General features: G+C 73.0%; 22 protein-coding genes and 1 pseudogene. 13 read left to right on the forward strand and 10 right to left on the reverse strand.

Annotated features, from left to right (window positions below):
* A partial coding sequence (locus ACWGI8_RS12720; RefSeq protein WP_453660345.1) for an AfsR/SARP family transcriptional regulator occupies nt 1-2,736 on the reverse strand: 2,736 nt, incomplete at its 3' end.
* Between the two features lie 117 nt (nt 2,737-2,853).
* Entirely contained in the window at nt 2,854-3,237 is a 384-nt protein-coding gene (locus ACWGI8_RS12725) for a DoxX family protein (protein ID WP_453660346.1), read from the reverse strand.
* Between the two features lie 6 nt (nt 3,238-3,243).
* On the opposite strand from ACWGI8_RS12725, the gene ACWGI8_RS12730 reads away from it, so the two are divergent.
* Nucleotides 3,244-3,969 carry a helix-turn-helix domain-containing protein gene (locus ACWGI8_RS12730; RefSeq protein ID WP_453660347.1) on the forward strand — a complete coding sequence of 242 codons (726 nt, stop codon included), beginning with the start codon at nt 3,244-3,246 and terminating at the stop codon, nt 3,967-3,969.
* Here ACWGI8_RS12730 and merB read toward each other — a convergent pair.
* Entirely contained in the window at nt 3,924-4,607 is a 684-nt protein-coding gene (merB, locus tag ACWGI8_RS12735; RefSeq protein ID WP_453660349.1) for an organomercurial lyase, read from the reverse strand. The genes ACWGI8_RS12730 and merB overlap by 46 nt on opposite strands.
* 313 nt (nt 4,608-4,920) lie before the next feature.
* Between merB and ACWGI8_RS12740 the strand changes: the two genes are divergently transcribed.
* The 5 genes from ACWGI8_RS12740 (at nt 4,921) to ACWGI8_RS12760 (ending at nt 11,398) form a co-directional block, all read left to right on the forward strand.
* Entirely contained in the window at nt 4,921-5,709 is a 789-nt protein-coding gene (locus ACWGI8_RS12740; protein WP_453660350.1) for a MerR family transcriptional regulator, read from the forward strand.
* Entirely contained in the window at nt 5,706-6,920 is a 1,215-nt protein-coding gene (locus ACWGI8_RS12745) for a glycosyltransferase (protein WP_453660351.1), read from the forward strand. The genes ACWGI8_RS12740 and ACWGI8_RS12745 overlap by 4 nt, the downstream gene beginning before the upstream one ends.
* 796 nt (nt 6,921-7,716) lie before the next feature.
* A complete protein-coding gene (locus tag ACWGI8_RS12750) occupies nt 7,717-9,816 on the forward strand; it encodes a hypothetical protein (protein WP_453660352.1) in 2,100 nt (699 codons plus the stop codon).
* Nucleotides 9,817-9,986: 170 nt separating this feature from the next.
* On the forward strand, nt 9,987-10,547 hold the full coding sequence (locus ACWGI8_RS12755; protein ID WP_453660353.1) for a hydrogenase maturation protease: 561 nt from the start codon (nt 9,987-9,989) through the stop codon (nt 10,545-10,547).
* A gap of 158 nt (nt 10,548-10,705) precedes the next feature.
* Complete coding sequence (locus ACWGI8_RS12760) at nt 10,706-11,398, forward strand: response regulator (protein ID WP_453660355.1); 693 nt, start codon at nt 10,706-10,708, stop codon at nt 11,396-11,398.
* A gap of 54 nt (nt 11,399-11,452) precedes the next feature.
* Here ACWGI8_RS12760 and ACWGI8_RS12765 read toward each other — a convergent pair whose 3' ends face one another.
* The 7 genes from ACWGI8_RS12765 to ACWGI8_RS12795 form a co-directional block, all read right to left on the reverse strand.
* Nucleotides 11,453-13,177 carry a GAF domain-containing protein gene (locus ACWGI8_RS12765; RefSeq protein WP_453660357.1) on the reverse strand — a complete coding sequence of 575 codons (1,725 nt, stop codon included), beginning with the start codon at nt 13,175-13,177 and terminating at the stop codon, nt 11,453-11,455.
* 329 nt (nt 13,178-13,506) lie between these two features.
* On the reverse strand, nt 13,507-13,797 hold the full coding sequence (locus ACWGI8_RS12770) for a DUF1876 domain-containing protein (protein WP_453660358.1): 291 nt from the start codon (nt 13,795-13,797) through the stop codon (nt 13,507-13,509).
* Between the two features lie 117 nt (nt 13,798-13,914).
* Nucleotides 13,915-14,376 (reverse strand): universal stress protein, encoded by a 462-nt coding sequence (locus tag ACWGI8_RS12775; RefSeq protein WP_453660359.1) that lies wholly within the window; start codon nt 14,374-14,376, stop codon nt 13,915-13,917.
* A gap of 115 nt (nt 14,377-14,491) precedes the next feature.
* Nucleotides 14,492-16,327 (reverse strand): GMC family oxidoreductase N-terminal domain-containing protein, encoded by a 1,836-nt coding sequence (locus tag ACWGI8_RS12780; RefSeq protein WP_453660361.1) that lies wholly within the window; start codon nt 16,325-16,327, stop codon nt 14,492-14,494.
* Entirely contained in the window at nt 16,324-17,778 is a 1,455-nt protein-coding gene (locus ACWGI8_RS12785; RefSeq protein ID WP_453660362.1) for a hypothetical protein, read from the reverse strand. The genes ACWGI8_RS12780 and ACWGI8_RS12785 overlap by 4 nt, the downstream gene beginning before the upstream one ends.
* Entirely contained in the window at nt 17,775-18,461 is a 687-nt protein-coding gene (locus tag ACWGI8_RS12790; protein WP_453660364.1) for a FadR/GntR family transcriptional regulator, read from the reverse strand. The genes ACWGI8_RS12785 and ACWGI8_RS12790 overlap by 4 nt, the downstream gene beginning before the upstream one ends.
* 95 nt (nt 18,462-18,556) lie before the next feature.
* Entirely contained in the window at nt 18,557-19,084 is a 528-nt protein-coding gene (locus tag ACWGI8_RS12795) for a hypothetical protein (RefSeq protein ID WP_453660365.1), read from the reverse strand.
* Between the two features lie 90 nt (nt 19,085-19,174).
* Between ACWGI8_RS12795 and ACWGI8_RS12800 the strand changes: the two genes are divergently transcribed.
* The 7 genes and pseudogenes from ACWGI8_RS12800 to ACWGI8_RS12830 all read left to right on the forward strand — a co-directional run.
* Entirely contained in the window at nt 19,175-20,272 is a 1,098-nt protein-coding gene (locus ACWGI8_RS12800; RefSeq protein WP_453660366.1) for a baeRF3 domain-containing protein, read from the forward strand.
* Between the two features lie 51 nt (nt 20,273-20,323).
* Nucleotides 20,324-20,953 carry an FxLYD domain-containing protein gene (locus ACWGI8_RS12805; RefSeq protein WP_453660368.1) on the forward strand — a complete coding sequence of 210 codons (630 nt, stop codon included), beginning with the start codon at nt 20,324-20,326 and terminating at the stop codon, nt 20,951-20,953.
* Between the two features lie 317 nt (nt 20,954-21,270).
* The gene (locus ACWGI8_RS12810) at nt 21,271-23,841 is read left to right on the forward strand and encodes an ATP-binding protein (RefSeq protein ID WP_453660369.1); all 2,571 of its coding nucleotides are present in this window, start codon (nt 21,271-21,273) and stop codon (nt 23,839-23,841) included.
* Between the two features lie 428 nt (nt 23,842-24,269).
* Complete coding sequence (dhaK, locus tag ACWGI8_RS12815) at nt 24,270-25,262, forward strand: dihydroxyacetone kinase subunit DhaK (protein WP_453660370.1); 993 nt, start codon at nt 24,270-24,272, stop codon at nt 25,260-25,262.
* Nucleotides 25,263-25,309: 47 nt separating this feature from the next.
* Nucleotides 25,310-25,939, forward strand: coding sequence for a dihydroxyacetone kinase subunit DhaL (gene dhaL / locus ACWGI8_RS12820; RefSeq protein ID WP_453660371.1), 630 nt, complete (start codon nt 25,310-25,312; stop codon nt 25,937-25,939).
* Nucleotides 25,936-26,337 (forward strand): PTS-dependent dihydroxyacetone kinase phosphotransferase subunit DhaM, encoded by a 402-nt coding sequence (locus tag ACWGI8_RS12825; RefSeq protein ID WP_453660373.1) that lies wholly within the window; start codon nt 25,936-25,938, stop codon nt 26,335-26,337. The genes dhaL and ACWGI8_RS12825 overlap by 4 nt, the downstream gene beginning before the upstream one ends.
* An 11-nt stretch (nt 26,338-26,348) precedes the next feature.
* Nucleotides 26,349-26,755, forward strand: a pseudogene (locus ACWGI8_RS12830) (ABC transporter ATP-binding protein); the annotation flags it as partial.
* Between the last annotated feature and the right edge of the window lie 15 nt (nt 26,756-26,770).

The raw sequence follows: 26,770 nt of genomic DNA on the forward strand, positions 1-26,770 counted from the left end.
GTACCACATGGAGCCCGGCTGACGGCAGTTCTGCGGCAGGCCCGGCCGGTAGGCGGAGACGACGGCGCCCAGTTGCGCGGGCGTGTCCCCGGCGGGCCCGGCCCCCTCGCTCGCGGTGTCCGCGTATGCCGCGCCATGCCCGGCACCCTCGTACGCGGCAGCGTCGTACGCGGCGCCCTCGTACGCGGCGGCGTCACCTGCGGCGAGGACGAGCAGCCGTACGCCGCGCCTGGCCTCCCACAACTGCTCCTCGTCCCACGGCGGAGGGGTGTCCGTACACCGGTCCGGAAGCGCTACGGCCCGCCGTACGGGAGCAGCGAACGGGTCGGGGCCGAGGCTCGCGACAGCGGCCGCCCAGGTGCGGGCGTCCGCCTGATGGTTGCGCAGCTGCCAGAACCAGCTCATCGAGAGCGTCAGGCAGAGGCCCTCCTGCTCCTCGCGGCGGGCGACGGAAGTGCGCAGGGCGGCCCGTACGTTGTCGTGCTCGGTCTCGAACCGCCGTAGCCACTCGGTCTGGTGCGTGCCGCGCAGCCGGGGGTCGCCGGTCCGTACGAGTTCCCGGTACGCGACCAGGTGGCGGCGTTCGACGGCGTCCCGCTCACCGGCCTCGTCGAGCCGGCTCGCGGCGTATTCGGCGACGGTCTCCAGCAGCCGGTACCGCATGTTCCCCGCCGAGCCATCGGCCCCGGCGACGACGAGCGACTTGTCGACGAGGGAGGCGAGCACCTCCGCGACGTGCCGGGGGTCCGGCGTGTCCGGCGTGTCCAGTGTGTCCGGCGTGTCGGCGCATACCGCATCCGCCTGTTCCAGGGCACAGCCGCCCGAGAAGACGGAGAGGCGGCGCAGGACCGCGCGTTCGGGCGTGTCGAGCAGATCCCAGGACCAGTCGACGACGGCCCGCAGGGTCTGCTGCCGGGGCAGCACGGTCCTGCTGGTCCTGCCGCCGGTGCTCAGCAGGCGGAACCGGTCGTCGAGCCGGTCGGCGATCTGGCGCGGCGAGAGCGCGCGCAGGCGGGCCGCGGCGAGTTCGACGGCGAGCGGCAGCCCGTCCAGGCGGCGGCAGATCTCCGCGCAGGCTTCCGGGTCCTCGTCCGTGCGGAACCCGGCGCGGGCCGCCGCGCCGCGCTCGGCGAGCAGCCGCAGAGCTCCGTCCTGGGGCAGCGGGTCCACGGTCCGCACGGTCTCCCCCGGCACGCCGAGAGGCTCCCGGCTGGTGGCCAGCACGGTCACGCCCGGGCAGCTGGTCAGTACGGTCTCCACGAGCTCGGCAACGGCGCCGATGACGTGTTCGCAGTTGTCCACGACGAGCAGCATCCGCCGCGCCCCGCAGAGCTCCACGACCCGAGCGAGCGGCTCCCGCGCCGCGGCCTGCGCGGATCCCGGTCCTCGTACCTGTGTCTCCCGTGCCCCGAGCACCGTCAGCACGGCTTCGGGCACGCTCTCCTCGGCCCGTACGGGCGCGAGTTCGACCAGCCACACACCGTCGGCCGCACCCTGGGCGTCATCGGCGGCCTCCAGTGACAGGCGTGTCTTGCCGACCCCACCGGCGCCGACCAGGGTGACGAGTCGATGCGTCCCCAACTCGGCGCGCAGGGAGTCGAGTTCGCGCTCCCGCCCGACGAAGGAGGTGAGCCGGGCCCGCAGGTTCCCGGGCGGGTGGCCCGCCGCGACCGGCGGCTCCGCCGGGCCGGGAGGCCGGGTCCGTGCCGGCCGGCCCGCCACGGCGCGACCGGCATCGTCCGCTGCCGCAGTACCAGCAGGGCCCGCGTTCGCACCCGGCCCCGGCCGTTCGGACTGTTCCACCCGTCCGGACCGTTCCGCCCGTTCCGCCCGTCCGGTCACCGACGGCTGCGCCGTGGTGCCGGTCCGTCCGGCCGCCGGCCAGGACGCCGTCGGCTCGAGCACGCTCCGCGCCATGGGGTCTCCCCCTTCCCCACCGCGGCCGGCGGGCTCGCGCACGGTTTGGCCCCGGCTCGGTCCGCCCGGCGCCGGTCGCCGGGGCGGGCTCAGCAACTCCTGGTGCAGTGACTGGAGTTCCGGGCCCGGATCGGTGCCCAGGCGATCGGCCAGGACCATGCGGATGTCCTCGTACGCTTGGAGGGCCTCCGCCGGGCGGCCCGCCGCACGCAGGGCGCGGATCAGCAGGGCGTGGACGGTCTCGTCCAGCGGCTGTGCCGTGGCGAGTTCCGCGAGGCCCGGCAGCGCCGCGTCCGGGCGGCCGAGGGCGACCTCGGCGGTCAGCCGGGCGCGGTGCGCTTCGGCGAGGCGGCGGCCGGCGCGCACGGCCACGGGGTCGCCGTCGCGGCCCGGCAGATCGGCGAGTGCGGGGCCTCGCCACAGAGCCAGAGCCTCGTCGAGGAGGTGTGCGGCGCGGCCGGGATCACCGTCGCGCAGCGCCTCCGTACCCTGCGCGACGAGCCGCTCGAAGCGGTACACGTCGATCGCGTCGGGACCGGCCGCCAGCCGGTAGCCCCCGGGCACCGAGCCGATCGCGTCGCGGCCCAGTGCGCGCCGCAGCCGTCCGACGAGCGCCTGGAGCGCCGCCGTGGTGTCCGCGGGCGGCTCCTCATCGCCACCCCACACCTCGTCGATCAGCTCACCGGCCCGTACCGCCCGCCCGCCGGCGGCCGCGAGCACGGTCAGCAGCGCCCGCAGGCGGGCCCCGCTGAGCGGCACCTCGCTGCCGTCGGGGCGGAGCACCTGCACGGCGCCGAGGACGCGGTAGCGGTAGGTCACCCCCTCATTCTCCCCGCCCCGGTGCCCGCCCGGCCGATACGGTCCGCGGGGTGCGACGGGCGGCCCGCCGCGCCCCGCGGAGGCCGTCGCACCGACACCACGGGCGGCCCGACAGCCTCACGCGCGGGCGACCGCGACCGCCCAGGCGAGATAGCCGAGGTTGACCACGATCCGCAGTGCCACGCCAGCGGGCCGGTCCAGCAGCCTCGGCCGGCTGCGGCGGGCGTGGCGGGCGTGGCAGGCGTGGCGTACGGCATCGACGTGGGACGTGAGGAAGGCGGCGATGAGCGCCGCCGCCGTCCAGCCGCCCGCCGCGCGCGTACCGGGCACCGCCAGCAGGGCGGCCGCAGCCAGTTCCATCACCCCGGTCACGGCGACGAGCGCACCGGGAGCCGGGAGCCATCGAGGCACGAGCGTACGGAAGTAGCGAGGTACGGCGAAGTGCGCGATGCCCGTGAGGCACAGGAAGATGGCGAGGGCGAGAGGCTCGAAGGAGGACATGGGGCTATGTTCGGGGCGCGGCAGGCATGGCGTATTGAACAGAACGACCGCGTACTCGACTTCGCGGGCGGGCCCGGGATCACGGTGTTCGCCGAGTCCGGCGCCTCGGCGGTGTCCCGGCACAGCCACCCGGCGTGGAAGGTCGTGCTGCCCGACCGGGGCACGGGGTTGCTGGTGCCGCCGCGGTTCGACCACGCGTGCGCGGCGTCCTCTGCCTTCGCCGCCGTGTTCCTGGACCCCTGGTGCGTACGGTACGGACCCGGCGCGGCCGGACCCGTACCGCTGGAGCCGTCGACCGTGCGACGCGTGCGCGACGCGCTCGGCGAACAGCTGGACCTGGATGCCCTCCAGGATGCGCTGACCGCGCTGCCCTGGTGTGCCGGGGGCGAGGTGGACCCGCGCGTCGCCCACGCCGTGCGCGCCTGCGCCGGGCACGACGATCTCGGGGACGTGGCGCGGGAGGTGTCGCTCTCCCCCTCACGGCTGCGCACTCTCGTACGGGAGGAAGTGGGCATTCCGCTGGGCACCCTGCGACGCTGGCAGCGGCTGCGGACCGCGGTGGCGGCGCTGCCGTACGCGGCGCCGGCACAGGCGGCGGCGCTCGCGGGCTTCGCGGATCAGGCCCATCTCACGCGCACCGCCCGCCGGTTGACCGGCCGCACACCGGCGTCCCTCCGGCCGGACCCTCAGAGTCCCCAGAAGGGTCCGCGCAGGCCCACCTCCGCGAAGTAGGCCGCGGCGGAGGACGGATCGCGGCGCCGGTAGCCGCGGTCGAGGCGTCCCGCGTACCAGCCGCGGGCCAGCCGCCAGAGGGTTCCGAGGTCCATGACGTAGCCGCGTGCTTGGCCGGTCCGTTCCAGCCAGTCGTCGACACAGCCGGTGGAGCAGAACAGCCGCTGGTTGCGGCAGGTGTGGACGACGTCGTCCCAGGCGTGGTGGGCGGGGACGAGGAAGTGGGCCACCTGGTCCCCGGGCGGCGGGGCGTCGCGTCCGACGACCCAGGCGTGGGGGGTGTCGCAGGCGGGGCAGCGGGTGGCGACAAGGACATCGGGTTCGCCGGTCAGCAGGTGCGGCAGGGCGAAGGAGTCCCAGGCGCAGCCGCCCCACCACAGGGTGCGGGTGCCCATGACGGAGAAGCCGAGCGGGACCGAGGCGAAGGGGTGCGCCATGACGACCCGTTCGCCGTCGGGGGCCGCCGGATCGTCCAGGACGAGGTCACGGTGCTCGTGCAGGTCTCGCAGTGCCTGCCGTACCGCCGCGGGGCCGTGTCCTGTGGTGGCGGCGAGGGCGGCGGTGTGCGGGGCGCGTCCGGTGCGGGCGAAGCCCTCGTAGACGGCGAGGCGGACATCCTCGGTCACCTCCTCGGTCACGTCTGCGTTCCCGTCTGCGTTCCTCCCTGCGTTCCTGCCTGCGTTCGCGTCTGTGCTCCCGTCTGCGTTCCTCCCTGCGTTCCTCCCTGCGTTCGCGTCTGTGCTCCCGTCTGTGTTCGCGTCTTCGGTCGGGTGCTCGTCGGTCATCGGTGGTTCCTGTCCGTCAACGCGGTGTGCGGTACGTGCCCTCCCAGCTTGTGCCGTGCGGCTGCCCTCGTCTTGAACGCTGGTGTGCGACGTGGCCGGGCCGTGGTCCCGCTTGACCCTCACGCGACGTCAGGCTTCACGCTGTAACGCGACGAAAGGCAGATCCATGAGCTACTCCGTCGGCCAGGTCTCCGGTTTCGCCGGGATCACGGTCCGCACGCTCCACCACTACGACCGGACGGGGCTGCTCTCTCCCACCGAGCGCAGTACCGCGGGCTACCGCCTGTACAGCGAAGCCGATCTGGCCAGGCTGCAGCAGATCCTCTTCTACCGCGAACTCGGCTTCTCTCTCGACGAGATCGCGGCGATACTCCAGGACCCCGAGGCCGACGTCCTGGAGCAGTTGCGGGCCAGGCACCGGGTGCTGGGTGAGCAGATCGAGAAGCTGCGGCGGCTGATGGAGGTCGCGGAGCATGCGATGAAGGTCCAGCAGACCGGTGTGCGGCTGACGCCGCAGGAGCGTTTCGACGTGTTCGGCGAGATCGCCTTCGATCTGAGCTACGCCACCGAGGCCGGGCTGAAGTGGCGGGACAGCGAGGGACACCGGCGGGCCATGGCGAGCGCCGCCGCCCATACCAAGGAGGACTGGGCGCGGCTCATGGGCGAGGCGGCGGCCTGGCGGAAGGATCTGCTGGCCGCCTTCGACGACGGCGAGCCGGCCGAGGGAGAGCGGGCGCGGGAGCTCGCCGAGGACCACCGGCAGCACATCGCGCGTTGGTTCACCCCGTGCCCGCCGGACATGCACCTGCGCATCGCCGACGACTTCGCCGCCAGTCCGCGCGCGTTCGCCCTCGTCGTTCCGCCGTCCCAGCAGCGGCCCGGGCTCGCCGCGTATCTGCGCAGCGCGGTCCGGGCCAATGCCGCACGCCGGGCCCCTTCCGAAGGAGACCGATGAAGATCCTGATCACCACGGCCGGTTCGTACGGCGACGTCGCCCCGTACACGGGACTGGGTGTACGGCTGCGGGACGCCGGGCACCAGGTCGCGCTCGCGGCGCACGACCCGTTCGCCGGGCTCGTCCGGGACGCGGGGCTGGAGTTCCGGCGGCTGCCGGGAGATCCGCAGGGCCAGGGGCGGCGTGCCGTGAGCAGGCGGGAGCTGATGCGCGTGGCCACCGAGTTCGCGAAGACGCTCGGCCCCGGGCTCGCCGATGCCGTGCCCGACGGTACGGAGATGCTGCTGGCGTCGACCACGACGGCTCCGCTGGCCCGGCACATCGCCGAAGCCGGGGAGATTCCCTTCCTCGACGTGCGTCTGCAGCCGGACGAGCCGACGCGATGCTTCCCGCCGCCGGTCGGCGGTGCCCGTTCGCTGGGAGGCTGGGGCAACCGGGCGGCGGGCCGGATGGCGCTCTCGATGGTCGACCGGATCTTCGCTGCCGCCGAGGCGGAGCTGCGCGGCCGGCTGGGGCTGCCGCCGTTGTCCGGGAAGGAGCTGCATCGCCGTCACGAGGCGGAGGGCAGGACGGTGCTGTACGGGTTCAGCCCGACGCTGCTGTCGCGTCCCGCGGACTGGCGGGCGGGGCTGGAGGTCGTCGGCAACTGGTGGCCGCACCACGACCCGGCCCGTGCGCTGCCGGCCGCCGTCGAGGACTTCCTGGCGGCCGGGCCGCCACCGGTCCTGATCGGCTTCGGCAGTATGGCGGCCGGGGCGGGCGAGCGGTTGGGCGAGCTCGCGGCGGCGGCGCTGCGCAGGGCCGGTCTGCGCGGCATCCTCCAGTCCGGCCGGGCCGGGCTCTCGGCGGACGGCGACGGCGTCCTCACCGTCGGGGAGCTGCCGCATGCCCTGCTGTTCCCCAGGACGGCCGCGGTGGTCCACCACGCGGGAGCGGGCACCTCCGCGGCGGCCCTGCGCGCCGGAGTGCCCTCCGTGCCGGTGCCCGTGACGGCGGATCAGCCCTTCTGGGCGGGCCGGCTGGCGGCGCTGGGCGCGGCGACCGCGCCGGTCCCGTTCAAGGCTCTGACGGCGCCGCGCCTCGCCGACGCGCTGGTCAGTGCCGTACGGGAGCGGTCGTACCGTGCGGCCGCCGCGGCCGCGGCCCGCCGCATCGCCATGGAGGACGGGGCGGGCCAGGTGGTGAAGGTGGTCGAGCGGTTCGCGGGCTGAGCCGGCGACGAGTGGGCGCGGCCGGGCCTGCCGGCCGACAGATTGTCGCAGGCGAGGGCCGCTGCCCTACGGGCCTCGTCGAGCCGGCCGAGGGCGAGCGAGATCTCGACCTGTGCCGCGAGCAGCCGGCAGCGCCCCAGCCCGCCCGGTCCGTTCCCGCCCGAGCCGCCCGCCAGGGCGAGCCGGAGGCCGGCGGCCGATGACGCGGCCCTGCCCTGGCCGAGGCGCAGCAGCGCGAGACCGGGCTGCGGGGCGCGGCCGAGTTCGTGCGAGCAGCCGTACGACGCCTCGGCCGCGGCCGTCTCGCTCGTGCCGGGTCGCCTGCTCGGTGCCGGTGCTCCGCTCGGCCACGCACGGCTCCCTTCCGGCCCCCTCACCAGGATAGGAGCGGCGCCGTCGGGCGTTTCGTGCTCCCGTTGGGCAGGCACCGCCCGAGCGGGGGTCGGCACCACAAGGCGACCGGCCCGCTCGGCGGCGTCACCGTCCGACCCGGCAGCCCCACCACGACGAGGCGCACCACCGTCCGACCCGGCAGCCCCACCGCGACGAGGCGCACCACCACGATGAGGCCGATGTGCGGGTGCGTGCGCCGACCGGAGTTCCACTGGTGGCGGGCCTCTGGGTTCCGCCGGGCGGGTGTCAGTGCATCAGATCCGATCGGGCGGCAGACCGCCGGAGTCCGGCCCCAGCATTCGACAACTGCTGAAAGCACGTCAAAAACCTCACCGGACCAGGTGTTCCCGCCGAACACGCTGGTCATCCTCTAGGGAACGGTCCGCATCCCTGGGAGGCTCGCATGGAACGCAGGCGGTTACTGCACGCCGGAGCCGGGCTGGTCGTGGCGTCCGTGGCGGGGCAGACGGTGGCCCCGGTCGCAGCGCATGCCGACACAGCCGGAACGACACCCACATCCAGTACCACGGGCACGGGCACGGGCACGGCGAGCAGAGCCGGCACATCCGGCACAGGGGATCACTGTTCGGGGCCCGCGGTCTCGACGTACGGCATCGCGACCTACACGGCGGCGATCGTCGGCCTGACCGTGCTCGACGACCGTGCGTACGTGGTGGCACGTGGTCAGAATCCGCCGCTGCTGGGCGAGATCGACCTGGCGGCGAAGAAGCTCACCAGGACGGTCCGGCTGCCCCGCGGCGAAGGCGGGTGGGCCTCGACCGTCTCCGGCGGGCAGGTCTACGTCGGGACGTACCCGTTCCCCGACATCTACCGCTTCGACCCGGCCACCGGCTCGGTGAGCCTGATCGGCACGGTGGGCCCGACGGGTGGCTTCGTCTGGTGTCTCACAACGGCGCCCGACGGCACGGTGTACGCGGGTACCTATCCGCGCGGCGAGGTCTGGGAGTACTCGCCGAAGACCGGCGTCCTGCGCAATCTCGGTGTGGCGAGGCCCGGCGAACAGTACGTGCGGGCGATCGCCGCCGACGAGCGCTTCGTCTACGCGGGCACGCTGCCGCAAGGCCACATCGTCGCGTACGACAGGACGACCGGCGTGAAGCAGTCCATCACGCCGGCCCCGTACGGCGGCGCGGCCTGCCTGCTCGCCCGCGGCGGCCGGGTGATCGGTGGGTTCGGCAGGTCCGTCGTCGACATCGCCCCCGACGGCAGCGACGCGCAGGTGATCGCGATACCGGCCACGGAGCGGCTGGTCGACGCGATCGCGACGACCTCCGACGGCACGGTGTACTGCATCGGACGTCCGACAGGCACCGTCTACCGGCGCGACGGCGGCACACTCGTGCCGGTCGCGGCGCCCACGCCCGCCGATGAGCACCGCGGGCTGTTCCCGCTGAAGGACGGGACGCTGCTGGGCGGTGCGGGCAGCGGCCGGCTCTGGTGGCTGGACCTGGCCGACAACACGTCGGACATACTGGAGCTGATCGACACGGGCATGTCAGGACCGGATCCCGTGCAGTCCATGACGTACGGGTCACGCGGAACCGTGCACGTCGGCGGCCACTTCTCGATCACGACGCACCGGCCGGAGGCAGGCACGTCCCGTCGGATCCCCGTCTCGGGCGAGCCGAAGCAGTTGCGCATGGCCGGGGGCCGCGTGTACGCGGCGCTCTATCCGAGCACCGAGGTGCTGGAGCTCGAACCGGACCGCGGAAGGGTCCGTTCGCTGGGCTTCGTCGACAACGAACAGCAGCGGCCGACGGACATGGCACACGTACGGGAGGAGGATCTGCTCCTGGTGTCCACCGCCCCGCCGGCCGGGCGGCTCAAGGGCGCCCTGACCCTGGTGGACCGGTCGAGACGCCGGCTCTCGGTGTATCCGGATGTGATCGTCGACCAGAGCGTGATGTCGCTCGCGCTGGACGACCGGCACGGCTGCCGGATCGCGTATCTCGCCGGGGACACCTGGGGCGGCGGAAGCGTCACACCGGCGCGGCCGAGCGCGACGATCGTCGCCTTCGACCTCCGGCGCCGCAAGGTGCTGTGGGAGTTCGCGCCGATCGAGGGGTACGCGAGCCTGCAGCACATCGAGGTGCACGACGGTGTGCTGTACGGGGTCTACAAGCGGCTCGCGGGCACCTGGTTCGCCATGGACCTCGAGTCCCGGACGGTCCTGCACACGGGAAAGCTGCCGAGCTACGGCGAGCTCAGCGTGCACCGCGGCGAGGTGTTCGCCTCGGTGTTCGGCGGCTCGGTGTACCGGATCGGCCCCGGCCTCGCGGAGGCCGAACCGCTGCTCACGGGCCTCGGTGACGGCTGGTACAACCCACCCCAGCTGGCCTGGGAACGGTTGTCCTGGCACGCCTGGGGAGTGTCCGGCCGCGACCTGGCGAGGTTCCGGCTCGATCCGGACTGTCTGAGTCCGGAGAGGGCGAGGATCAGCGCGCCGGACGAGGCGATCCTGGAGTCCCTGCTGGCGAACTGAGCGCGAGTGCGGACGCGGGCCCCGTCGGCCCTTCGGGTGCGGTGCCCGGAGGGCCGCCGGGGCCCGTCCCCTGGAAATGGGCGGGGCGGTCCCGGCACAAGGGCCGTTCGGCCCATGTACGGGCCGTCCGGGGACGACGAGGGTGGTCACCGTAGTCGAGAGGCAGCCCCATGGAACCCCGTTCGCGGATCGCCCTCATCGGCCTGGGCCATGACTTCAGGCGCGATGACGGGGTGGGCTGGGCTGTCATCGACACACTGCGGGAACGGACCGCGGGCCGGCCGCTGCTACCGGATGCCGACGTCGCCACCTGCGACGGCGAGCCGGCCCGGCTCGTCGGACTGTGGCACGACGCGGAACTGGCCGTGGTCGTGGACTCCGCGCACGCGTACCCGGATGATCCCGGCCGGGTGACCCGGCTGGATCTGGACGGCGAGCGTCTCGCACAGCCCGAGGACGACCATCCGCACGGCAAAGTACTCGGTGAGGCCATCGAACTCTCCCGGGCTCTCGGACGCCTGCCGGGACGGCTGGTGGTGTACGCCGTCCAGGTCGTCGACTCCACCGTGGGCTCCGGGCTCTCCCCCGCCGTCGCGGCCATGGTGGAGCTGGTCGCCGGATGCGTCGCGGACGAGATCGCCCGTTACCAGGCGACGCAGGCCGACGAGGATCTGCCCGCTTCCCCGCACCACTGCGGCGAGGTCATGGCGCACACGAGATCGTCGGACTGATGGAGCTGCGGACGTGGCTCGTGGGCGCTCTGCACGGCGTCGGTGGCGAGCGCCGGGAGGGGCTCGCGGGGCCGGTGGCCGTGACCGTTCGGCCCTGGTGCGAGGTTTCCGTGGATACGCGTGATCGAGTGGGCACCACCGACCACCAAGGGGCTCGTATGTCCGAGGCACCGGTCTTCTCCGCGGAGGTGCCCATCCGGGTGTTCCTGCTCGATGACCACGAGGTCGTCCGGCGGGGCCTTCACGACCTGCTCGGCGCCGAATCCGACATAGCGGTGGTGGGAGAGGCGGCGACCGCCGCGCAGGCCCTGGCGCGAGGACCCGCTCTGCGCCCCCATGTCGCGGTCCTCGACATCCGGCTCCCGGACGGCGACGGAATCACCGTCTGCCGGGAGCTGCGGTCGCTGATGCCGGAGGTCGCCTGTCTCATGCTGACGTCCTTCGACGACGAGGACGCACTGCTGGACGCGATCATGGCCGGGGCCGCCGGATACGTACTCAAGCAGATCAAGGGTTCCGACCTGGTCGCCGCCGTACGCACCGTGGCGACCGGGCAGTCGATGCTCGATCCCGCCACGACCGCGAAGCTCATGGGTTCACTGCGCGGCCCGGAGGCGGCTCAGCAGGACGGGGACGAGCGCCTGGCCGTGCTCTCGGAGCGGGAACGGGAAGTCCTCGCGCTGATCGGAGACGGCCTGACCAACCGTCAGATCGCCGAGCGGCTCTATCTGTCGGAGAAGACGGTCAAGAACCACATCTCGCACCTGCTGTCGAAGCTCGGCGTGGAGCGCCGCGTACAGGCCGCGGTCATCGCGGCCCAGTTCCACGAGTACGGGGAGCCGCACCACTGAGGCAGGGCATCCGGCGGTGCGGGGGTCAACGCGGCCGCCAGGAGCGCTGCTCGCTCATCCTCCGCCCGGCACCGGCACCCGCCACACCAGCCGGGTACCACCGCCGGCCCCACGGGTCACGCTCAGCTCACCGCCCAGTTTCCCGGCGCGTTCCGCCAGGTTCCGCAGCCCGCTGCGCCTGCCGCCCTCCGCGATGCCGACACCGTCGTCGGTCACCGTCACGGTCAGCGTCCCGGCGTGTGCGACGACCGATACGTCGGCGTTCGTGGCCCGTGCGTGCCGTGCGACGTTGACGAGGGCTTCGCCCAGTACGGCGACGACCTCGTCGGCCACCTGGCGGGGTACATCGGTGTCGATGAGGCCTTCCATACGCAGGGACGGGGCGAAGCCGAGCGCCGGAACGGCTTCTTCGACGACCCGCACGGTGCGGAGTCTGAGTCCGGGTGACGTGCCCGGGGCCTCGTGCTCACGCAGCCCGAAGATGGTCGAACGGATGATCTTGATGGTGGCGTCGAGATCGTCGATCGCCCGCCCCAGCCGCTCGGACGCCTCGGGGTGCTGAACGAAGCGCTGGGCGCTCTGGAGCGTCATCCCCGTCGCGAACAGCCGCTGGATGGCGAGATCATGCAGGTCCCGGGCGATACGGTCATGGTCGGCCAACAGGCTCATCTGCTCGGCGTCCCGCCGCCGCTCGGCCAGCTCCAGGGCGAGCGCGGCCTGGCCGGCGAAGCCCGACAACGGCGCGGTCTCCGCATCGGTGAAGGGCGGACGGCCGGCACCACGGGCGAGCATCAGCACGCCCCGCAGCGTGTCCTTGTCGCCGATCAGGACGGCTACGGCGGGTCCGCAGTCCTTCCACCGCTCCGGCCTGAAGGTCACGCGGGCGTCGTTGGCCACGTCAGGAGTGGTGATCAGGCCCTCTTCGCTCAGCAACGCCGCGCTGACGAGCGTCCCTTCGCCGCGCGGCAGCACCACGCCTTGATGCCGCTCCACGCCCTCGCCGAGCGCCAGGACGCCGCGCAGGTCCCCGCCCTCCTCCGTCAGATACACGACTCCGACCTGGGCTTCGGTGATCAGCCGGGCGCGGTCCAGCATCATCTCCAGTACCCGGACTTCCGGAGTACCGGACAGCAGGGCGTTGGTGAACTCGGCGCTGGCGGCCAGCCAGTGTTCCCTGAGGCGGGTCTCCTCGTAGAGGCGTGCGTTCTCGACGGCGATACCGGCCGCAACGGCGAGCGTCGCCAGCACCGCCTCGTCCTCCTCGTCGAACTCGGACCCACCCCGCTTCTGCGTCAGATAGAGGTTGCCGAACACCTCGTCGCGCACGCGGATGGGGACTCCGAGGAACGAATGCATCGGAGGGTGGTGCTCGGGGAACCCCGACGATGCCGCGTGCTCGGACAGTTCCGGAAGCCGCAGTGGCTCGGGATGCCTGATCAGCTCCCCGAGCAGCCCGTGCCCGGACGGCAGCTCACCGATCCGCTCCCGCAGCTCGTCGCTGATGCCGACCGGCAGGAACTGGGACAGCCTCTTGTCCTCCCCGATCACCCCGAGGGCACCGTACTCGGCGTCCACCAGTACCACGGCCGCCTCCACGATCTCGCGGAGCACGTGCGGCAGGTCCAGCTCCCTGCCCACGGAGAGAACGGCCTCCAGCAGCCCGTCGAGGCGGTCCCTGGTACCGCGGACCTCGTCGATGCGCACCTGGAGCTCTTCGAGCAGCTCGTCGAGCCGCAGTCGAGGGAAGCGGCCCGATTCGCTCCGGACGTCCCCGCCCATGATTCCTCCGCCGCTGTCGAACGATCATGGTGTGCTGCGCGCAGCTTCACGTTAACGCGCATCCGCCACATGGGCCCGGTAACGCCCGGCTACTGTCCGTGTCCGGCGGGGCGGCGTACAGGCATGCGCAGGCGCACGTGGGCGTCCGGCGGGTCGTCCGCCGGATCATGGTTCCGGGAGCGGACCGACGGTGGTCACGGATGGCGGCATCCGGCCGTGTCCGGAGGAGCCAGCTGCCGTCGGTGAGGAGGCGGCCGGGGCACGGGCGCACCGGGGGAGGCCGCAGCGATCCTGAGGACATGCGTCGGCACCGGCCGTCCCGGCGGGCGTCAGGCCGACACCTCCGGCCAGCCGTATCCGTAGCTCGGTACAGGCCCTGCGCCCATCGATTCCAGGTCGCGGTCCGCCACCCGCATCAGCCGGCGGGCGAGGTCGCTCATCGCGCGGCTCGCCGCGAGTTCGTCGCCGATCTCAGGGACGTCCACGTCCTGAGGGTTGCAGCGGGCGGTGCCGGTGCCGGTGAGCGTCGTCCTGCCGGTGTCCAGTTCCACCCGGGCCCTGGTCGTGCCGTCCTCCTCGGACAGCTGCATGCGGACCCGCCATTCCAGCGTCCGTGTCATGGGGAACCTCCTCGCCCGCGTCCGGCCGCGGAATGCCCGCGCGGCCCCGTCGTGCCTTCAGGATCCACCCGTCGGCGTACGCCCGCGCTCCGTGCCGGGGCGTGACGACGGCCGCCGTCACGCGCCCTCGGGCGCCGCGGCGGCCTCGGGGCGGACGATGACGACCGGGCAGGTCGCGTACAGCGCGCACTGCTGGCTCACCGAACCGAGCAGCACACGGGCGAACCCGCCGCGGCCCCGGCTGCCCACCACCAGTAGCTCCGCGCCCTCCGACGCTTTCACGAGAGCCTCGACGGGGTTGCCGCGCAGCAGGACCTGCCGCACCTGGGAGCCTCCCGAATCGCCCAGCACGTTGCGGATCTCCTCGGCAAGCGATTCCCGGGCCACCTCCGCGTCGAAGCCGGCATCCACCATGGGGGCCGACCACCCGTGCGCTCCCGGCAGCTCGTACGCCTCCACGGCCTCCACCGTCGCCCCGATCAGACCGGCATGCCGGACCGCCCAGCGCAGCGCCTCGTGCGACGAGGGCGAACCGTCGACACCCACCACGACACGCGGAGCCGAATCCTGCCTGTCCATGCCGTTCACCTTTCTCGCGGTCCCACGTTTCTCGCGGTCCCCGCCCTCCACGCTGCGCGACATGGGGGCAGTCCGCCAGGTGAGGGCCGCCGGGTGGTGCGGGGCGTCCCGTCCGTCATCGCTCCAGCTGGGCCTCCGTGACCGCCAATGCCGCCGCCATGATGCTGAGCTGCGGATTCACCTCGGGGCAGCCCGGCAGCACCGAGGCGTCCGTGACCAGCACTCCGTGCACGCCGCGGAGCCGTCCCGTGGCGTCCGCGGGGAAGCGCTGCGGGTCGGCACCCGCCGCGACCGTGCCGGTGGGGTGGTAGGCGGACAGATGCAGCTGCCGTGGGCCCACGCGGGCCAGAACGCCGTCCAGTTCGGCGAGGCTGCGGGCGCGCGGGGCGGTGGGGATGCCTGTGAGGACCTCCTCCGCGCCCGCCGCGAACAGCACCTCGCCCATCGCCCGTACGGCGCGCATGAGCCGGTCCGCGTCGCGGCGGTCCAGGTCGTAGCGGAGCAGCGTACGGTCCTTGCCCAGTACGCGGCCGGACGGGCGGTCGGCGATCATGGCTCCGAGGGTGGCGAGCCGGTCCGCGCTCTCCAGTTCGCGCCGCAGTTCGGCTCCGAGGCCCGGCAGGACGAAGGAACCCATCCCGGGCGGGGTCGCGGTCGCCTCGATCAGCACGCCACCGTCGTGGTGCTCCTCCACGCCGACGCTCTGCAGTACGCCTTCCCAGGCGGTGACCGGCTCGGCGAAGCGTCCGGCGACACTGGTGGCGGGGTGGACGCTGAGGTTGCGGCCGAGCCGGGGGTGTTTGCCGAGGCCCGAGCGGCGCAGCAGCGGCGGCGAGTGCAGGGCGCCCGCGGCGACGACGACGAGCGGGGAGAGGATCTCGAACTCGCCGCCGCCCTCCCGTCGTACGCGTATGCCGGCCGCGCGCGGGCCGCCGGGGTGGTCCCCGTCCACGAGGATCCGCCGCACGGTCGCACCGGTGACGATGCGGGCTCCGGCGGCGCAGGCGTCGGGCAGTACGGAGAGCTGCACGCTCTGTTTGGCACCGGTGGGGCAGCCCACGACGCACTGACAGGAGCCCTTGCAGCCGGGGGCGTTGCGGCGCAGCGGGCCCGCCTGCCAGCCGAGGCGTTCGGCGCCGGCGAGTGCGATCCGGCCGTTGTTGCCGAGGACGTCCAGCGGCTGGGTGGCCACCCGCAGCGTGCGTTCGGCCTCGTCGAGGTACGGGCCGAACCGTCCGGCGGGAGCGAACCCGAATTTCTGCGCCCAGCGCTCCTGGACGTGGTCCGGAGTGCGGTAGCACGTGCCGGAGTTGACGACCGTGGTGCCGCCGACGGCCCGGCCCACGGGCAGCAGCAGGGGCGGGCCGCCCACGGCGACGGTGGCTCCGCCGTCCCGGTACAGCTCGGCGAACCGTTCGAGCGGGGTGCGCCGCCCGAAGGACTCGGTGGAGTGGTGGTGCCCCTCCTCCAGTACGACGACGTCCAGTCCGGCACGGGCCAGGGTCCGCGCAGCCGTGGCTCCGCCCGCGCCGGAGCCGATGACCACGGCGTCGGCGGTGGAGCGGGCGGGCCACTCGTCCGCGGGTGTGCAGTCGAGCGGCGGGTCCTTCCGTGTCAGTGCGGGGACAGCCGGGCGCTGCTGGAGCATGCGCTCGGTCCCGGCGGCGAGCAGCACGGGCACCTTGAGCACGTCGAGGAGCGGGGCGAGAGCGGGGCGTGCGCCGAGCGAGCCGAGCACGGCCTCCCGTTCGGCGGGGGTGAGGGCGGCGAGCCTGCGGCCGGTGCGGGCCAGCGCGTACGCGTCGATGACGCGCGCCGCGGACCGCACTCCGGTGCGGGCGGCCGGCGGCATCGAGTCGAGCACCGCTTCCAGTCTTGCCGGGACGCGCGCGGGCCAGTGGGCGGTGCCGTCGTCGGCGATGAGGGCGGCCACGAAACCGGCGAGACTCATCGTGTGCCCACCTCCGCGTGAGCAGTGCCGTCCAGGGTCCATTCGGCCTCCGTACGCCAGCCGCCCCACCACCGCTCCAGCAGCACGTGCGCATCTGCGCGTTCACTGTTGCGGCAGATCGCCCGGGAGCCGTCCGGGTCGGTGTAGTCGAGCGCGAGGGTGCGGTCCTCGGGCTGGGTGACCTCGACCCGGATGCGGCGCAGTCCCGCGCGGCCGCTCACGGTCCAGACGGGCAGGCCGACGGCGGAACGGAACCGCCCGATCCCGGCCCAGCCCACCGCCGTGCGCTCCGCCCGTCGTGGCCAGGTGCGGCCACCCCGGCGCAGGCGCAGGAAGACCAGGGGCGGCAGCCGGCGCAGCCCGGGCCGCATGGAGACGGCGGCGACGATCTCCAGCACGTCTCCCCCGCCGAGGTCCGCGTGCAGCCAGGCCCAGCGGCGCGCGTTGCCGTGCCCGTAGATCCGGGCCGAGGCGCCGGGCGCACCGGTCGGCGTCAGGGTCGTGTCCTCGTAGGAGAACGTGCCGCTGTACGAGGCCCGCGCGGCCGGGAGGATCTGGGCGGCGGGCAGCAGCGGGCGCCGCCAGGACCAGCGGGGAAAGGTGAAGAGCGGTGTGTCCGTCGCGTGTTCGGTGAGGTCCCAGCGCAGCCCGTCCGCCGAGCCGGTCAGCCGGCCGGGCGTGGCCGAGATCCCGCCGGCGGTGAAGCCGTCCTCGCCGGCCGTCCACTTGGCGGAGCCGAAGCGTGCGTGCCGTACGGGTCCGTCCTCGGGGAAGACCGCGGCCCAGCCGTGGGCGACCGGCTCGGATCCGTCGGTTGGCGCGGTGAGTTCATGGTGGAGCCAGAGGCCGGTGCCGGTCGCCGGGTCGGTGAGGGTCGTGTACCAGACCTCGGTGCGGCCCGGCTCGCCGTTCCAGCGGGGTGCCATGAGCGGGGCCGCGTCCTCGCGGCGCGGGAAGCGGAAGCTCGCGAGGAAGGGTACGAGCTGTGTGCTGACAGGGAAGCGGAGCGTGCCCGCACCGACCCGTGCCCCGGCCTCATCGTCGTACAGCGTGTACGGCAGTACGGTCATCGACGCGACCGGACTGCGGGGGGTCACGGACTTCCAGCCGTCGAGGGTGAGCCGGCGGCCGTCGGCGGTGAACGAGAGGCGGTACCGGATGCGGCGTCTTGCGAGTGGTGAGATCTCCAACTCGCCCTCGACCCACGGGTCGTCGGCCCATCCGGCGATGCGAATCCGGCCCGTGGTCCGCGCCTCGGTCGTGCCGAGGAGCCGCATGACCCGGTCGGCCGACACCCGCAGATCGAGGCGGATCCGGCGGGTCCGGTCCTCACCGTCGAGCCGGACCGTGCCGAGCATGGTCTCTCTGAACACCGTTCCGCGGCCGCTCGCGCTCGTGTTCGCGCTCACGTTCGTACTCGTGCTCGTGTCCGTGCTCGTGTCCGTACTCACGCGAGCCCCTCCAGCATGATCCGTTCGGTCGCCGTCAGATACGCCTCGGCAGCACGACGCGCGCCGCTCTCGTCACCGGCCGCGACGGCGTCGACGACCGGCGCCAGCCGCCCGTACGCGACCTCGGCGTCCGTGAACGGACCCACGAGCGCGGCCCGCACCGGCAGATAGGCGTTGAACAGGGTGTTGGTCAGCAGGACGTAGACGCGGTTGCCGGTGGCGCGGGCCAGCGCCCGGTGGACCTCGATGTCGGCGAGCTGCACGGCGTCGCCGCCGTCCGCTGCCCGCACGGCGTCCAGCAGGGTGCGCAGCTCGTCCCGGTGCTGTGCGGTGGCGCGGGCCGCGGCCCGCTCGGCGATCAACGATCCGACGCTGCGCCGCACTTCGAAGATCTCGCCGATCCAGTCCGGACTGTGCCGTACGAGCATGGGCAGCAGATCGGCCCCGCCGAGCCGCGCGTAGTCGCGGACCCGGGTGCCCACTCCGTGCCGGGTCTCCAGGAGTCCGGCCTGGGCGAGGCGCCCGAAGGCGTGCTTGAGAGTGGTGCGGGTGACTCCGTAGCCGTCGGCGAGTCGGCGCTCCGGCGGAAGATAGCTGCCGGCCGGATGGCGGCCGGTGAGGATGTCCTCACGCAGCCGGCTCTCCAGGACGTCGACGATGGTTTCGCGGGGCAGTGCCTCCACGCCGTTCCTCCCCAGTGGCTCAGTGGATGAGCCACTCAACCAATCACGGGGAGCGAAGTCAATGGCCTTGCGGCCCAAGTCCCTTCAGCGCGGGGTCACATGCGCCGGGTGGCGTCCCGGTGCGCCTCGGCCTCACCGCCGAAGGCCGCGACCGGCTGCGCGCCCTGCGCTTCGTCGAGGGGGCCCGCGCACCGCGGTCGCGGCGCGCGGCATCTCCGCCTCCGGGACGTCCTTCGCGACCGTCGGGCGGCAACCGCCCGGTCGCGCCGACCGGCCACGCGACGGTCGCCCTCGTCGCGCTGCGCGCCGCCGCCCATCCGGGCCCCGGTCCGTACGGGAACGACACCATCGAGGGTCGAGGAGTACGTCCGGTACGACCCGGCCGGCCCCGAGGACACCCGCCGCTCCCGCAGCCGGGAGGTCGCCGTGCGCCACGACGGCCGGGAGCTGCCGACCGCGGAGGAGGTGCCCGACCGCAACCACGACACGATCGTGATGGGCACCGTCGCGAAGTCGCGAAGACCGTCACGGACCGTCGGGTGCGGCCCGGCCGGCAGGGGCGTCCACGGCTGTGCACGTCCGCGGCCTGCCCGCATCTTCTGCCCCGTTGAGAAATCAGACATATGGTTCACCTTGATGACCTATCGGCCCAGGAGGCCTTTCCACGGGTTCATGGCTCGCAGGCATTCACTGCACGCCCTGGAGGGATCCGCATGCACCCAGCTCTCAGCTCCGACGTCCTTGCCCGGCTCCGCAAGCAGCGCCCCTATCCGGCGGTTTCGGTTCTGATGCCTACGCATCGCCGAGAGCCGGACAACACGCAGGATCCCGTCCGGCTGCGCAACCTGGTGGCCGAGGCCAAGGAGCAGCTTCAGGCCGATCCGGCCGTCACCCGGGACACCCGGATCGACGTCGTCCAGCAGCTGGACATGGCGCTGTCGGAGATCGACCTGGTCCACGCGGAGGACGGGCTGGTCGTCTTCGCCGCGCAGGGCGAGCATCAGGTGTGGACGCTGGGCCGTTCGGTGCCGGAGCGCGTCGTGCTCTCGGACACCTTCCTGACCCGCAATCTCGTCTCGGCACAGGCCGCCGAGCAGCCCTTCTGGGTGATGGCCGTGTCGTCCGACCGCGTCTCGCTGTGGAGCGGCTCGGCGGACCGGGTCACCGAGGCGGACACCGGGGCGTTCCCGCTGACCCGCACGTTCGAAAACCCCGACGCGGAGCGCGAGGAGCGGATCGGCAACGTCCCGAGCGCCTTCACGGACGAGGCGACCCGCCATTTCCTGCGCGAGGCGGACACGGCGATGGGAGCCGTGCTGAAGGCCGATCCCCGGCCGCTCTACGTGGCAGGTGAGGCGGCGGCGCTGTCCCTGCTCGACGATGTCGGCACAGTCGCCCCGCGGACGGCGACCCATGTCCCGCAGGGCGGAGTGGCGGCAGGGCCGGCCGACGCCGTGTGGCAGGCCGTGCGTCCGTTCGTCGAGGCCCAGGCGCGGAAGGACATCGAGGGTGTCCTCTCGTCGCTGGACAAGGCCCGTGGCCGACGGGCCTTCGCCGCCGGGGTCGACGAGATCCGGCAGAACGTCGAGTCCGGCCGGGTCGCGCTGCTGGCCGTGGAGGAGAACTACCGGGAGACCGTGCGCGACTCGGGCGGCCATCTGGCACCCGCGGAGCCGGGGGACCTGGACGCCGTCACCGACATCGTCGACGACATCGTGGAGCGGTCACTGGAAACCGGCGCCGAGGTCCACTTCGTACCGGACGGCACACTCGCCGGAATGGGCGGCATCGCAAGCACTCTGCGCTACTGAGGCAAGGCATCAGGGGGTGGCTCGATCACCGGCAGTGAAGGGACGACCCTGATGAGCACGTGTGCGCAGGGCCCATCGGTCAGGCGGCGGGTGGTGGGAGCCGCGCTGGCCGTGATCGTCGCGGCGACGGGCACGGCCACGCTGGTCGCGTGCAGCACCGAAGGCGGCGGTTCGAGCAGTTCGCCGACGCCGTTCAGCCCGCGCCCGACCCCACCGAACACCTCGGCGTTCACGGGGACGCCGCCTTCCGCGCTTGCTTCGCTCGAGGCTTCCGCGCGCGCCGTCGCCTCCGCCGCGGCCTCGTCGGCATCGGCCGCCGCCTCGTCCTTCGAAGCCTCCGTCTCGGCCGAGGTGGCCCGCGCGAACGCGGCGGCGCAGGAGAAGCTCAAGAACCTGAAGGGTGGCGGAAACGCGCTCTCCGATGTCTCGCTCACAGGCAGGCCGACGGCCGACACCGGCGGTGTCCAGGCCGTCGTGGTCACGATCACCAACAGCACCGACCAGACGGCGTCGTACGCGGTGCAGGTCGACTTCACCGACTCCTCCGGGAAGGTCGTGGAGAGCCGGATCGTCGGAGCACAGGATCTCGCACCCGGCGAAAAGGCACAGCCACTCGCGATCAGCCGGAAGCCGCCCGGTATGAATCTGACCCCCACGGTCGCCAAGGCCCAGCGCTACTGACACGGGACGCCCGGTTCCGTGTCCTCCACCGCCCGGTCCCCGGCGCCGGCAGGAGCACGGCGCGGCCCGCCGTGACCGCCGGACGGTGGCCGGGTGCCAGGTGGGGTGCCGGGTGGGGTGCCGGGTGCCGGGTGCCCGGTGCCGCCCCGGCGTGGCACGTTGTCAGCACATGCCGGGGTTCGCTGTGCTGCCTGCCCGCAACCTGCGAGGAGTCGCGGCACGAATGGCGTGCGGGGCGCGGGTCTGGCCGATATCGCAGGCTGGTCGGGCATTCACCGCAATGGGTAGCCTGCCCCTTTGTGACTACGCCGTTACCCGTGCCCAGTAGCGCCCGGACTGCCGCCGAGTTCGTCGCCCTGCTGCGTACCGCGAAGAACCGATCCGGCCTCTCTTACCGGGCGTTGGAGCGCAAGGCGCGAAAGGTCGGCGACCACTTGCCGGTGAGCACCCTGGCGAGCGCGCTCAGCCGGGGATCGCTTCCGAGACAGGACGTGGTGGCGGCACTGGTCCGGGCGTACGGCGGTGACCCGGCGACGGTGAAGGAATGGGTCGAGGTACGTGCGGCGCTGGCCCAGCGGGAGCGCTCCGCACGAGCGGAGGGCGTGTCCTGGTCGTCTCAGGCGCTGCCGGGCCTCGCCGCCGGGCGCGGTGACGAGGATGAGGGCGGGGGGACCGGCCGGCAGCTCGTGCCCTGCCTGCTCCCGGCGGACCAGTCCTTGTTCGTGGGCCGGCAGGACGAGTTGAGCACGGCATGTCGGGTGCTGGACCGGGAGGGACCGGGGCCGGTGATCCTGTTGGTCACCGGCCCTGCCGGTGTCGGCAAGACGGCCTTCGCCGTACGCGCGGGGCACCTGCTGGCCTCACGCTTCCCGGACGGCCAGTTGTACGTGGACCTGCGGGGGTTCGATGAGGAACCGGCCGAGCCGTTCACGGTCCTGGGGGCGTTCCTCCGCGCACTCGGCGTACGCGGAGGCGCCGTGCCCTCCGACATGACCAGCCGCATCCATCTCTACCGGACCCTGCTGGCCCAGCGACAGACGCTGATCGTCCTGGACAACGCGGCCGATGCCCGGCAGGTGAGCGACCTCCTTCCCAACGGCGCACGCTGCGCCGTCGTCGTCACCAGCCGGACCACGCTGGCCGACATGAGCGGGCACCGGCTTCCCCTCGGCGTACTCGACTCCGCGACAGGGCTGGCCCTGCTGCGCGAGATGCTGGGCTTCGACCGGACCGCCGCGGAGTCCGACTCGGCGCGCTCCATCGTCGAGACCTGCGGCGGGCTTCCCCTCGCGGTATGGGTCGCCGGGGCCCGCCTGGCTGCGCGGCCGCACTGGCCGCTGGGCAAGGTCGCCCGGGCGCTCGCCGACGAGCAGCGCAAGCTCGACGAGCTGGCCGTCGGGCACATCGCCGTAAGGGCGAGCCTCGAACTGACCTACCGGGGAATGGCCCCGACTGCACAGCACGCGCTGCGCCTGCTCTCGCTGCTGCCCATGGCCGACTTCGGGGCCTGGGCCCTGGCCGCCTTACTGGGCGTGGGCCTGTCCGAAGCGGAGAACGTACTCGATGACCTGGTGGAGGTACATCTCGTCGGGGTCCGGGCCGTCAGCGCGACGGGGTTCCGTTATCAACTGCACGACCTGGTGCGGGTGCTCGGCCGCGAGCGGGCCCGGAGCGAGGTCGGACGGCAGGAGCGCGCCGCGGCCCTCACCCGGCTCCTCGGCATGAGCCTCCACCTCGCCGACCTCGCAGCGGACACGCTCAGCGTCGACTTCCAAGGCGTCTCCCAGACCGATCTGGTCTCCTGGCGGCCCTCCCACGCAGACACGGAGCAGCTCCTCGTCACACCGCTGGCCTGGTTCACCGAGGAGCGCCAGTTCCTCATCAGCGTGGCGGACCAGGCGCTGGACGGAGGGGACGTCGCTCCGGCGGCCGGGCTGGCCACAGCCTTGACGACGCTCTTCCAGGTCGGCAGTCACTTCGACGACTGGGAGCGGCTGCAGGAGCGGTCGTTGAAGGCGGCGCTGCACGTCGGCGACAAGCGCAGCGCCTCTCAGCTCCACCGCTGCCTCGGCGAACTCACCACCATCCTCGACCGCTATCCGGAGGCGCTGGCCCACTTCGAACAGGCCCTGCTTCTGGCCGAGGGGCTGGGGCCGTCGTACCGGGCCAGTGCCACGGCCGGGCTCGCGTACGTGCACCGGCTCCTCGGCCAGTACGCCGCGGCCGTGCTGCGCTTCGAAGAGGCCGCCGAGCTGGCCCGGGCAGCCGGCAACGTCAACTGTCTCGTGTACGCGACCAACGGCATCGGCGTCATCGACCTCGAGCACGGCCGTGTCGAGGCGGCCATGGAGCGCTTCACGGAGTGTCTGACGGTGAGCCGGAGCGAGGGCTATCGGCCCGGCGAGGCACAGGCCCTGCGGTGTCTGGGGCAGAGCCATCGCGCCCTCGGCGCCTACGCCCCTGCCGCCGACTCCTTCCGGCTGGCCGCCACGATCAGTGAAAACCTCGGCGACCGGCTCGGCGCCACCCACGCGACCTGCTGGCTCGGGGACGTCCTGGTGCGCCAAGGCGCCCCTCGCGAGGGCCGCCGACTGCTGGCCCGGAGCCTGTGGACGTATCGCGAATTCGGCAACCTGTGGGGTGAGGCGGCCACGCTGTACGCGCTGGCGGAGGCGCAGCTGTCGGCCGGCCGGCCGGAGCAGGCCCGTCGACGCGCCGAGGCCGCCGTGGGGCTGTGGCGGCACATCGGCGCCCGGGCGTGGCTGGCCACCGGCCTCGAAACCCTGGCGAAAGCCCATGCGCTGGCCGGTGACCACGTGGCCGCGGCTCAGGCTCGCGACGCGGCCGCGGCGGCGGCGCGGACGGCCCAGGGCGGCTCGGGCCTCTGATCCCTGTATCGAAGCCGCTGCCGCATACATGGACCGCGCTCACGGCTGGCGCCCGCTTCGGCGGGTTAGCCTGAGAGGGCACGACAAAAGACCCGGGTGCCGCCCCGGCGTGGCACGTTGATCAGCACATGCTGGGGTTCGCTGTGCTGCCTGCCCTGCTGAACATCCTCTTGCTGCAGACGGTGCCCCGGAGCCCGCGCCGGCCGGCAACGGCCATGTGCAAGGGGACTGCAGGGCCGCTCGCCCGGCGAACTCGCCGGTGGGGAAACGGCCGCCGTTTCACCTCGGGTGACTGCGTCGTAGCGGCCTACCATGTGAGCATCCGTACCCGATACGCACCATGGCCGGCATTCGGCACCACGGCACACAGCCCGACCTGCGAAGACCCTGTTCAGAGTGATGATCGCCAGTCTCATCAGGAGGTAGCCATGCGGATGCTCATCAACGTCCCGGAGACCGTCGTCGCGGATGCCCTGCGGGGATTGGCGGCCGCACATCCCGAGCTGCGTGTGGATGTCGAGAACCGGGTCGTGGTCAGGGGAGACGCTCCGGTCGCCGGCAAGGTCGCGCTGGTGTCCGGGGGCGGGTCCGGGCATGAGCCGTTGCACGGCGGGTTCGTCGGGCCGGGGATGCTCTCGGCGGCATGTCCCGGGGAGGTGTTCACGTCGCCCGTACCGGACCAGATGGCGCGGGCCGCGGCCGCCGTCGACAGCGGCGCGGGGGTGCTGTTCGTCGTCAAGAACTACACCGGCGACGTCCTCAACTTCGACATGGCCCAGGAGCTCGCCGAGGACGAGGGCGTTCAGATCGCCAAGGTGCTGGTGAACGACGACGTGGCGGTGACGGACAGTCTGTACACGGCAGGCAGGCGCGGTACGGGAGCGACGCTCTTCGTCGAGAAGATCGCCGGAGCGGCCGCCGAGGAGGGCGCACCGCTGGAGCGGGTCGAGGCCATCGCGCGGCGCGTCAACGAGCGGTCGCGCAGTTTCGGCGTGGCGCTGAGCGCGTGCACGACGCCGGCCAAGGGCAGTCCCACCTTCGATCTCCCGCCGGGCGAGCTGGAGTTGGGCATCGGCATCCACGGGGAGCCGGGCCGCGAGCGGCGCCCGATGATGACCTCGAGGGAGATCGCGGACTTCGCGGTGAACGCCGTCCTGGAGGACCTGCAGCCGTCCAGTCCGGTGCTGGCGCTGGTCAACGGCATGGGCGCGACACCGCTGCTCGAACTGTACGGGTTCAACGCGGAGGTGCAGCGCGTGCTGGTCGAGCGCGAGGTGCCGGTGGCACGGACCCTCGTCGGGAACTATGTGACCTCGCTCGACATGGCCGGATGCTCGGTGACGCTGTGCGAGGCGGACGAGGAGCTGCTGCGGCTGTGGGACGCGCCGGTGGAGACTCCCGCGCTGCGCTGGGGTCGTTGATCCGTGGTACGCAACGCATCCGTGGTAATCAACGAAAAGGAGACGCTGTGCTGGACGCGGGTTTCTTCCGCCACTGGATGACCGTCACCGCCGCCGCCATCGACCGTGAGGCCGGCCGTCTCACCGAACTCGACTCCGCGATCGGGGATGCCGACCACGGCAACAACATGCAGCGTGGTTTCACCGCGGTGACCACCGCACTGGAGAAGGAGGCGCCGGACACTCCGGGAGCCGTACTGATGCTGTGCGGACGGCAGTTGATCTCGACGGTGGGCGGCGCGTCGGGTCCGCTGTACGGCACGCTCCTGCGGCGTACGGGCAAGACGCTTGGCGACGCGGCGGAGGTCTCTGCGGAACGGCTCGCCGAGGCACTGCGCGCGGGAGTCGCCGCGGTGGCGCAGCTCGGCGGGGCGAAGGCCGGGGACAAGACGATGCTGGACGCGCTGGAGCCCGCCGTGGAGGCGCTCGGCGATTCGGCCGAGTCGTTCGCGGCCGCCCGGGATGCCGCCGAGCGGGGCGCGCTCGCGACCGTACCGATGCTGGCGCGCAAGGGCAGGGCGAGCTATCTGGGCGAGCGCAGTATCGGGCACCAGGACCCGGGGGCGACGTCCTCGGCGCTGCTGATCGCCGCCCTCGCGGAGGCGGGCGGGACGAGCGGGACGGGAGTGACGTCGTGAGCCAGGTCGGCGTCGTCCTCGTCTCGCACAGCGCGGAGGTCGCGGCCTCGGTCGCCGAGCTCGCCCGGGGGCTCGCGGGCGGCGGCGCCACCGCCCCGGTCGCGGCAGCCGGCGGTACGCCGGACGGTGGGCTCGGCACCAGCTCGGAGCTGATCACCCAGGCGGCGATGGCGGTTGACCGGGGCGCGGGCGTCGCCGTCATCGTCGACCTCGGCAGCGCCGTGCTGACCGTGAAGGCACTGCTCGCCGAGGGGGACGAACTGCCGGAGGGGACCAGGCTGGTGGACGCGCCGTTCGTGGAGGGCGCGATCGCGGCGGTGGTGACCGCGTCGGCGGGCGCCGATCTGGACGCGGTGCAGACGGCGGCGGCGGAGGCGTACGGCTACCGGAAGGTCTGACATCAGGGGCGGACGTGCCGACGGCGGGCCTCGACCCGCACGGCCAGGAGCGGCTGCTGGAGGTGCTGGACCGGCTCCGGGAGAGCGGTACGCGTGGTGATGGCCACCCACGACGTGGATCCGGCCCTGCGGCGGTCGGACGAGGCGGCCGTGCTCTCCCCGGGCGGGTCTGCGCATGGGGCCGGTCGCCGCGCTGCTCGCCGACCAGGAACTGCCGGCCGTGGCCGGATCGCGCAGGCCGTGGGCGACGGCGGTGACGGACGTGCTGCGGGCACACGGTCTGCCGGCCGCTGACGCCACCGGTCCGCGGACTCCGGAGGACCTAGGGCCTGTCGTTTGGATCAGGCCGGCAGCGACATCTGCGGCTACCGCCGCGGGGCGAGCGGGGTCTGGCGCGTGCAGATGCGAGGCGGAGTAGGGAGCCACTGCGGTG

This window comes from Streptomyces sp. NPDC054841, assembly GCF_053611045.1.

What these genes read in the sequence shown, in the direction of transcription:
- ACWGI8_RS12725 (WP_453660346.1), bottom strand. Translation starts at nt 3,237, where the DNA reads ATGTCCTCCTTCGAGCCTCTCGCCCTCGCCATCTTCCTGTGCCTCACG.
- ACWGI8_RS12730 (WP_453660347.1), top strand. Translation starts at nt 3,244, where the DNA reads ATGTTCGGGGCGCGGCAGGCATGGCGTATTGAACAGAACGACCGCGTA.
- ACWGI8_RS12740 (WP_453660350.1), top strand. Translation starts at nt 4,921, where the DNA reads ATGAGCTACTCCGTCGGCCAGGTCTCCGGTTTCGCCGGGATCACGGTC.
- ACWGI8_RS12745 (WP_453660351.1), top strand. Translation starts at nt 5,706, where the DNA reads ATGAAGATCCTGATCACCACGGCCGGTTCGTACGGCGACGTCGCCCCG.
- ACWGI8_RS12750 (WP_453660352.1), top strand. Translation starts at nt 7,717, where the DNA reads ATGGAACGCAGGCGGTTACTGCACGCCGGAGCCGGGCTGGTCGTGGCG.
- ACWGI8_RS12755 (WP_453660353.1), top strand. Translation starts at nt 9,987, where the DNA reads ATGGAACCCCGTTCGCGGATCGCCCTCATCGGCCTGGGCCATGACTTC.
- ACWGI8_RS12760 (WP_453660355.1), top strand. Translation starts at nt 10,706, where the DNA reads ATGTCCGAGGCACCGGTCTTCTCCGCGGAGGTGCCCATCCGGGTGTTC.
- ACWGI8_RS12765 (WP_453660357.1), bottom strand. Translation starts at nt 13,177, where the DNA reads ATGGGCGGGGACGTCCGGAGCGAATCGGGCCGCTTCCCTCGACTGCGG.
- ACWGI8_RS12770 (WP_453660358.1), bottom strand. Translation starts at nt 13,797, where the DNA reads ATGACACGGACGCTGGAATGGCGGGTCCGCATGCAGCTGTCCGAGGAG.
- ACWGI8_RS12775 (WP_453660359.1), bottom strand. Translation starts at nt 14,376, where the DNA reads ATGGACAGGCAGGATTCGGCTCCGCGTGTCGTGGTGGGTGTCGACGGT.
- ACWGI8_RS12780 (WP_453660361.1), bottom strand. Translation starts at nt 16,327, where the DNA reads ATGAGTCTCGCCGGTTTCGTGGCCGCCCTCATCGCCGACGACGGCACC.
- ACWGI8_RS12795 (WP_453660365.1), bottom strand. Translation starts at nt 19,084, where the DNA reads ATGTCTGATTTCTCAACGGGGCAGAAGATGCGGGCAGGCCGCGGACGT.
- ACWGI8_RS12800 (WP_453660366.1), top strand. Translation starts at nt 19,175, where the DNA reads ATGCACCCAGCTCTCAGCTCCGACGTCCTTGCCCGGCTCCGCAAGCAG.
- ACWGI8_RS12805 (WP_453660368.1), top strand. Translation starts at nt 20,324, where the DNA reads ATGAGCACGTGTGCGCAGGGCCCATCGGTCAGGCGGCGGGTGGTGGGA.
- dhaK (WP_453660370.1), top strand. Translation starts at nt 24,270, where the DNA reads ATGCGGATGCTCATCAACGTCCCGGAGACCGTCGTCGCGGATGCCCTG.